The organism is Microbacterium sp. NPDC058062 (genome assembly GCF_042885375.1).
Classification (GTDB): domain Bacteria; phylum Actinomycetota; class Actinomycetes; order Actinomycetales; family Microbacteriaceae; genus Microbacterium; species Microbacterium trichothecenolyticum_C.
On sequence record NZ_JBHVSC010000005.1, the window covers coordinates 367,214 to 373,975 of the forward strand.

Here is a 6,762-nt window from a genome sequence, read left to right on the forward strand (position 1 = left end):
GTCGCACGGCGGATCGTGATCGGAGGTCGCGGCTAGACTGGCCAGGTGACGTACGTGATCGCCCTTCCCTGCGTGGACGTCAAGGACCGCGCCTGCATCGACGAGTGTCCCGTGGACTGCATCTACGAGGGCGATCGATCGCTGTACATCCACCCCGACGAGTGCGTCGACTGCGGCGCCTGCGAGCCCGTGTGCCCCGTCGAGGCGATCTACTACGAGGACGACCTGCCCGACGAGTGGCAGGACTACTACAAGGCCAACGTCGAGTTCTTCGACGACATCGGCTCCCCGGGCGGCGCCGCCAAGGTCGGCGTCATCCACAAGGATCACCCGATCATCGAGGCGCTCCCCCCGCAGGAACACTGACGTGGGGGTCGCCGACCTCGCCGACTACCCCTGGGACGCGGTCGCGCCGTATGCCGCGCGCGCACGCTCCCACCCGGACGGCCTCGTCGATCTGTCGATCGGGTCGCCGGTCGACGCGACGCCCACCGTCGTCGCGGACGCGCTCCGCGCCGCGACCGACGCCCACGCGTATCCGCAGACCGTCGGCACCCCGAAACTGCGGGCGGCTATCGCGAGCTGGTACGACCGCCGCCGGGGCGTCCCCGGGCTGACCCCCGAGAACGTCCTTCCAACCGTCGGATCGAAGGAGCTCGTCGCCCTCCTCCCGCTGCTGCTGGGCCTCGGGCCCGGCGACGTCGTGGTGCACCCCCGTGCGGCGTATCCCACGTACGAGGTCGGCGCGCGCCTCGTCGGCGCGACGCCCGTCGCCGCCGACCATCCCGCGGACTGGCCCGAGGGCACCCGCCTGGTGTGGGTGAACTCCCCGGGCAATCCCGACGGCCGCGTGCTCGACGTCGACGCCCTGCGTGCGGCGGTCGAACGCGCCCGTGAGCTCGGTGCCGTGCTGGCGTCCGACGAGTGCTACGCCGAACTGGGGTGGGATGCCCCGTGGGACGCCGAACCGGTGCCGTCGGCACTCGACCCCCGCGTGACCGGAGGCGACCTCAGCGGCATCCTGTCGGTGTACTCGCTGAGCAAGCAGTCGAACCTCGCCGGCTACCGTGCGGCGTTCCTCGCCGGCGATCCAGCGGTGATCTCACGTCTGCTCACGGCGCGCAAGCACCTCGGCCTCATGCTCCCGCTTCCGGTCCAGACGGCGATGACCGCCGCCCTCGAGGACGACGTCCACGTCGCCGCGCAGAAGGAGCTGTACCGCCGTCGGCGCGATGTGCTGCGCCCCGCCGTCGAGGACGCCGGATTCCGCATCGACGCGAGCGAGGCGGGCCTGTATCTCTGGGCGACCGAGGGGCGCGACGCGTGGGAGAGCCTCGGGCGCCTCGCCGATCTCGGCATCCTCGCCGGTCCCGGCCACTTCTACGGCACGCACTTCCCGCAGCACATCCGGCTGTCGCTCACCGCGACCGACGAGCGCATCGCGGCCGCGGCCGCACGCCTGCGCGCGGCATCAGACATCTCGATCTGAGGATTCCTCTATCGGATGCCGCGGGCCTTTGGTCGTGTCAACAGTAGGCGCGGCGGCGCACTAGGCTGTAGGAACGCGGCGACGCGGCATCCCCCGTCCCGCCCCTCCGTCCTGCTGCAGCCCTCTCCATGGCGCCGTACAGGACTGGACGACACCCCCGGTACGACCAGAAATCGCGAGGAGGCGCCGTGAGCGACGCGGGCACCCAGCACGAGAAGGCCACCCTCACGATCGGTGGCAGCACCGCCGAGTTCCCGCTCCTGCGGGGCACCGACGGCACACCGAGCGTGGACCTCTCCACCCTCACCCGCCAGACCGGCTACACGGCTCTCGACTACGGCTTCGTGAACACCGCGGCGACGAAGTCCGCGATCACGTACATCGACGGCGACGAGGGCGTGCTGCGCTACCGCGGCTACCCGATCGAGCAGCTCGCCAAGAACAGCACGTACCTCGAGGTCGCCTGGCTGCTCATCTACGGCGAGCTCCCGAGCGCCGACGAGCTGGCCGAGTTCGACGAGAAGATCCGCCGGCACACGCTGCTGCACGAGGACCTCAAGCGGTTCTTCTCCGCGCTGCCGCACACCGCCCACCCGATGTCGGTGCTGTCGTCGGCCGTGTCCGCGCTCTCGACGTACTACGAGCACCAGTCCGACCCCAACAACCCCGAGCACGTCGAGCTGAACACGATCCGCATGCTCGCGAAGCTGCCCGTGATCGCGGCGTACGCGCACAAGAAGAGCATCGGCCAGGCGTTCCTGTACCCCGACAACTCGCTCGGGTTCGTCGACAACTTCCTCAAGCTCAACTTCGGCGTGCTGTCGGAGGTGTACGAGGTCAATCCGGTCATGTCGCGTGCTCTCGAGCGACTGCTCATCCTCCACGAGGACCACGAGCAGAATGCGTCGACCTCGACCGTGCGCCTGGTCGGCTCGACCGGCGCGAACCAGTTCTCGTCGATCTCAGCCGGCATCAATGCGCTCTACGGACCGCTGCACGGTGGGGCGAACGAGGCCGTCCTCGACATGCTGGCGCGCATCCGCGACTCCGGCGAGAGCGTGCAGCGTTTCGTCGAGCGGGTCAAGAACAAGGAAGACGGCGTGAAGCTCATGGGCTTCGGGCACCGCGTCTACAAGAACTACGACCCGCGCGCGAAGCTGGTGAAGGAGTCGGCCGACGAGGTGCTGTCGGCGCTCGGTGTGAGCGACCCGCTCCTCGACCTCGCCAAGGAGCTCGAAGAGATCGCGCTGAACGACGCGTACTTCCAGGACCGCCGCCTGTACCCGAACGTCGATTTCTACACCGGCGTGATCTACAAGGCGATGGGCTTCCCGACCCGCATGTTCACGGTCCTGTTCGCCATCGGGCGTCTGCCCGGCTGGCTCGCGCAGTGGCGCGAGGCCGCGAGCGACCCGCAGACCAAGATCGGCCGCCCGCAGCAGCTGTACATCGGCGCCGCCGAGCGCAACTACCCCGGTCTGTCCTGACCCGGAAATGACGGATGCCGCGCCCCCGAGCAGGGGCGCGGCATCCGTCGTTGAGGGGGTTGTGCCCGCCGCAGGCTGAGTCAGCCGACTTCGGCCAGTGCTGCGTCGTCGGCGTTCTCGAGCGCGCCCTGGGCCGCAGCATCCGACCGTCCACGCGGCCGGATGGACAGCACCAGGATCGCGGCGACGACCGCCCCCGCGGCGAGCGTCAGCCAGGCGACGGCGTAGCCGTCGAGCGCGGGGGTGCCGCCGGGCTCGATCGCGCCGAACACGACAGCCGTCGTGAATGCGGAGCCGATCGCCGACCCGATGGTGCGCAGATTGGCGTTCACGCCGGTCGCGATCCCGGTCCGGTCGGCAGGCACGCTCTCGACGATGATGCTCGCCGTCGACGCGTATGCGAGGCCGATGCCCAGTCCGAAGACGCCGCCCGCGATCGCGAGGGTGACGAGCGTCTCGTGGTCGAGCACGGCGAACACGACGCCGCCCGCCATGAGCAGGGCACCGAGCCCCATCATGAGCCGAAGCGGGATGACGCGGGCGATCGCACCCGTCGCGAATCCGACGCTCGACATTCCGATGAGAAGCGGCAGCAGCGCCAGCCCGGCGGCCTGCACGCCCAGTCCGAGACCCCATCCGGAGTCGACCGGTGTCTCGAGGAACTGGGGAAGGTAGCCCCAGAAGCCGAAGGCGGCGGCTCCGATGAGGAGCGCGGCGGCGTTGACGGGCCAGATCGGACGCGAGGCCATGAGGCGGAGATCGACGAGGGGCTCCGACGACCGGAGCTCGGAGACCACCCACGCGATCATGAGCATCACGGCGGCGCCGAACAGCGCGAGGGTGAGCGGGGCGGTCCAGCCCCAGCGCGCACCGGAGCTGAGCGGAACGAGCAGCGCGATGAGCCAGCCCGACAGGAGGACGGCCGAGAGGACGTTGACGCGTCCGACCGCGCGCAGGCCTGCCGGCGGCACGAGCATCATCGTGAGCACGATGCCCGCGACCGCGGCCACGAACGGGACGGCGAAGATCCCGTGCCACCCGAGGAGCTCGGCGAGGGGACCCGCGAGGACGCTGCCGGCCGCGCCGCCGATGCCGATGATGGCGCTGGTGGCGCCGATCGCGCCGGTGAGCTGGTGGCGGGGCATGACGTCGCGGAGCAGGCCGAACGCGAGCGGGAACAGCGCCCCACCCACGCCTTGCAGGACGCGGGCGAGGATGAGCACCTCGAGGGTCGGCGCGAACGATGCGACGACGTCGCCGATCGCGACGACGGCGAGGACCGCCAGGAACGTGTTGCGGCGGCCGCGGAGGTCGCCGATGCGGCCGAGCAGGGGAGTGGCGACGGCCGCCGCGATGAGCCAGGACGTGTTGGTCCAGGATGCGGCATCCGCCGTGACGCCGAAGTCGGCGGCGATGAGGGGGATGACGGGGATGACGAGGTTCTGGAGCAGCGCGAGCGAGGCGACGCTGAGAGCGATCGCCGCGAACGCCGCGCGGGGTGTGAACGGGACAGTGGGCATCGACGGGCCTTCCGATGGGTGCGGATCCGGTGAATGCGGGATAAAGTGGAGGGAGGTCTCCGAACGGAGGATGCCTCCGCTTTGAGATTAGCGGAGGGTCCCTCCGTTTCGCAAGCACAGGTTTCGCCGTCGCCGGAGGGCGCGGCTCGGGTCCAGCGGAAGGGTGCGGTCATGGCGGTGGTCGAGCGGGTGTCTGCGCTGGATGCACGTCGTCCGCAAAGGGCCGATGCCGCGCGGAATTTTGACGCGCTCGTCGCCGCCGGCCGCGAGGCATTCGCCGAAGAGGGGTCAGGCGCGTCCCTCGAGGACATCGCCCGCCGCGCCGGCGTGGGGATCGGTACTCTCTACCGCAACTTCCCGACCCGTGACGACCTCATCGAGACGCTCTACCTCGGGGAGGTCGACGCGCTCGCGCGCGCCGCGGACGAGGTCTCCGATCTCGAGCCGTGGGAGGCGCTGCGCGCGTGGCTCGACCGGTTCGTCGCCTACGTCGGCACCAAGCACGCGCTGCTCGATGGGCTGAACCGCCGTTCACCCGTGCTCGCGGAGTGCCGCACGATCATGCTGTCCGCGGGCGAGCCGCTGCTCGAGCGGGCCCAGGCAGCCGGCGACGTCGACCCCGACATCTCGATCGGCGACGTGGTCAAGCTCGTCTCCGGGGTCGCGGCGGTCGCCTCGTTCGACGATGAGGCTCAGCGCCGACGCGTTCTCAATCTCGCGATCAACGCTATCCACCGCTGACGCGTCGGGCTCACGCGCCCCGGCGTTCGTGACTGGGGGCCGCAGACGACGAGACCGCCCCGTCGTGGATGACGGAGCGGTCTCGGTGCGCGGGACTCAGGCGTGGAGCGCCTCGTTGAGGGTGACGCCCACGCCGGCGCGGCGCACAGCCTCGACCGCTCCCGTGAGCGAGTTGCGGCGGAAGAGCAGCCCGGCGCTGCCGGAGAGGTCGGCTCCCTTCGCAGTGGGAAGCGTTCCATCGGCCCGGCGGGGCTCGTCCGCCAGGACGATCTTGGTGCCCGCGGTCACGTAGAGGCCGGCCTCGACGATGCAGTCGTCGCCGAGCGAGATGCCGATACCGGCGTTCGCGCCGAGCAGCGTGCGGGCCCCGACGGACACCTTGTGCGTGCCGCCGCCGGAGAGGGTGCCCATGATCGAGGCTCCGCCGCCGATGTCGCTGCCGTCGCCCACGACCACGCCCTGCGAGATGCGGCCTTCGACCATGCTCTGGCCGAGGGTGCCGGCGTTGAAGTTCACGAAGCCCTCGTGCATGACGGTGGTGCCGGGAGACAGGTAAGCGCCGAGCCGCACGCGGGACGCATCGGCGATGCGCACGCCGGCCGGCGAGACATAGTCGAGCAGGCGGGGGAACTTGTCGAGTCCCTGTACCTGGATGCCCTCCCGGATGAGGAACGGGCGCAGGCGGTTGAGCGCGTCGGGATGCATCGGGCCTGCGTTCGTCCACGCCACGTTGGGCAGGTGAGCGAAGATCCCGTCGAGGTTCACCTCATTGGGGCGCACGAGCAGGTGCGAGAGCGCGTGAAGGCGCAGGTACGCGTCCGGAGTCGATGCCGGCGCCGCATCGAGGTCCGCCTCGATCGCGACGACCTCCACCGTGACGGCGCGCCGTTCGTCGGCGACCGCGAGGCGGTCGAGCTCGTCCGGCGGCATCTGAGGGTCGTAGCCCAGGGGGATGCGTCCGGCAGCAGGGGAGGGGAACCACGTGTCGAGCACGGTCCCGTCTTCGGCGGTCGTCGCGAGGCCGACGCCCCACACCCATCGTTCTTCGGTCATGCCTCAACGCTAGCGCGCGGGCTCCGCTGAAGTTCCGCGTGTTTCCGGGGTTGGAGCGTTGCGACACGCCCGGGGAGCGGGGCGGATTCGACGTGAGCGCGGGACCCCCGTAATGTTCTTGTTGTTCGCCCCAAAGGGTAGAGCGGAAGGCCTCAGGGTCTGGCTCCCCTCAAGTTGCGAACCACCCCATCCGATCTGCTCCTGGCGAGCAGGCCGGGTTCCGGTTTAGGATGGGTTTCTTCCACTTCTGTGACTGCTGGTCTCCGGCTGTGGTGAGGTCTTGTGCCTCGCTGAGCCGACTTGACAAGCGAGAGCGGATGTGTAAGATAGAGAAGTTGCCCAGCCGGGGTAGCGGGTCGTGAGATTCGTTGCGGGTTGGTGCGTCCGATCTTTGAGAACTCAACAGCGTGCACTTGTCAAATGCCAATTTTTTTCTCTGTCGACCGGTTTTCTGGTTGGTGGGGGTCTTTTT

The 6,762-nt window shown here is 69.6% G+C and carries 6 protein-coding genes; 4 read left to right on the forward strand and 2 right to left on the reverse strand.

The genetic code is table 11. From position 1 onward, the window contains the following. Window positions 1–45: 45 nt before the first annotated feature. The 3 genes from fdxA to ACFVSU_RS18170 all read left to right on the forward strand — a co-directional run bounded on the left by fdxA (window position 46) and on the right by ACFVSU_RS18170 (window position 2,976). Window positions 46–366 carry a ferredoxin gene (gene fdxA, locus ACFVSU_RS18160; RefSeq protein ID WP_018170155.1) on the forward strand — a complete coding sequence of 107 codons (321 nt, stop codon included), beginning with the start codon at window positions 46–48 and terminating at the stop codon, window positions 364–366. Window position 367: 1 nt separating this feature from the next. Continuing rightward, window positions 368–1,489, forward strand: a complete 1,122-nt coding sequence (dapC, locus tag ACFVSU_RS18165) for a succinyldiaminopimelate transaminase (protein ID WP_387146133.1) — start codon at window positions 368–370, stop codon at window positions 1,487–1,489. 188 nt (window positions 1,490–1,677) lie between these two features. After that, entirely contained in the window at window positions 1,678–2,976 is a 1,299-nt protein-coding gene (locus ACFVSU_RS18170; protein WP_387146136.1) for a citrate synthase, read from the forward strand. Window positions 2,977–3,056: 80 nt separating this feature from the next. Here the strand turns inward: ACFVSU_RS18170 and ACFVSU_RS18175 are convergent, their stop codons facing one another. Further along, on the reverse strand, window positions 3,057–4,496 hold the full coding sequence (locus ACFVSU_RS18175) for an MFS transporter (protein WP_387146139.1): 1,440 nt from the start codon (window positions 4,494–4,496) through the stop codon (window positions 3,057–3,059). A gap of 171 nt (window positions 4,497–4,667) precedes the next feature. On the opposite strand from ACFVSU_RS18175, the gene ACFVSU_RS18180 reads away from it, so the two are divergent. After that, entirely contained in the window at window positions 4,668–5,237 is a 570-nt protein-coding gene (locus ACFVSU_RS18180; RefSeq protein ID WP_387146142.1) for a TetR/AcrR family transcriptional regulator, read from the forward strand. 96 nt (window positions 5,238–5,333) lie between these two features. Here ACFVSU_RS18180 and dapD read toward each other — a convergent pair whose 3' ends face one another. Continuing rightward, window positions 5,334–6,290 carry a 2,3,4,5-tetrahydropyridine-2,6-dicarboxylate N-succinyltransferase gene (gene dapD / locus ACFVSU_RS18185; RefSeq protein ID WP_387146145.1) on the reverse strand — a complete coding sequence of 319 codons (957 nt, stop codon included), beginning with the start codon at window positions 6,288–6,290 and terminating at the stop codon, window positions 5,334–5,336. Between the last annotated feature and the right edge of the window lie 472 nt (window positions 6,291–6,762).

What these genes read in the sequence shown, in the direction of transcription:
- ACFVSU_RS18175 (WP_387146139.1), bottom strand. Translation starts at nt 4,496, where the DNA reads ATGCCCACTGTCCCGTTCACACCCCGCGCGGCGTTCGCGGCGATCGCT.
- ACFVSU_RS18180 (WP_387146142.1), top strand. Translation starts at nt 4,668, where the DNA reads ATGGCGGTGGTCGAGCGGGTGTCTGCGCTGGATGCACGTCGTCCGCAA.
- dapD (WP_387146145.1), bottom strand. Translation starts at nt 6,290, where the DNA reads ATGACCGAAGAACGATGGGTGTGGGGCGTCGGCCTCGCGACGACCGCC.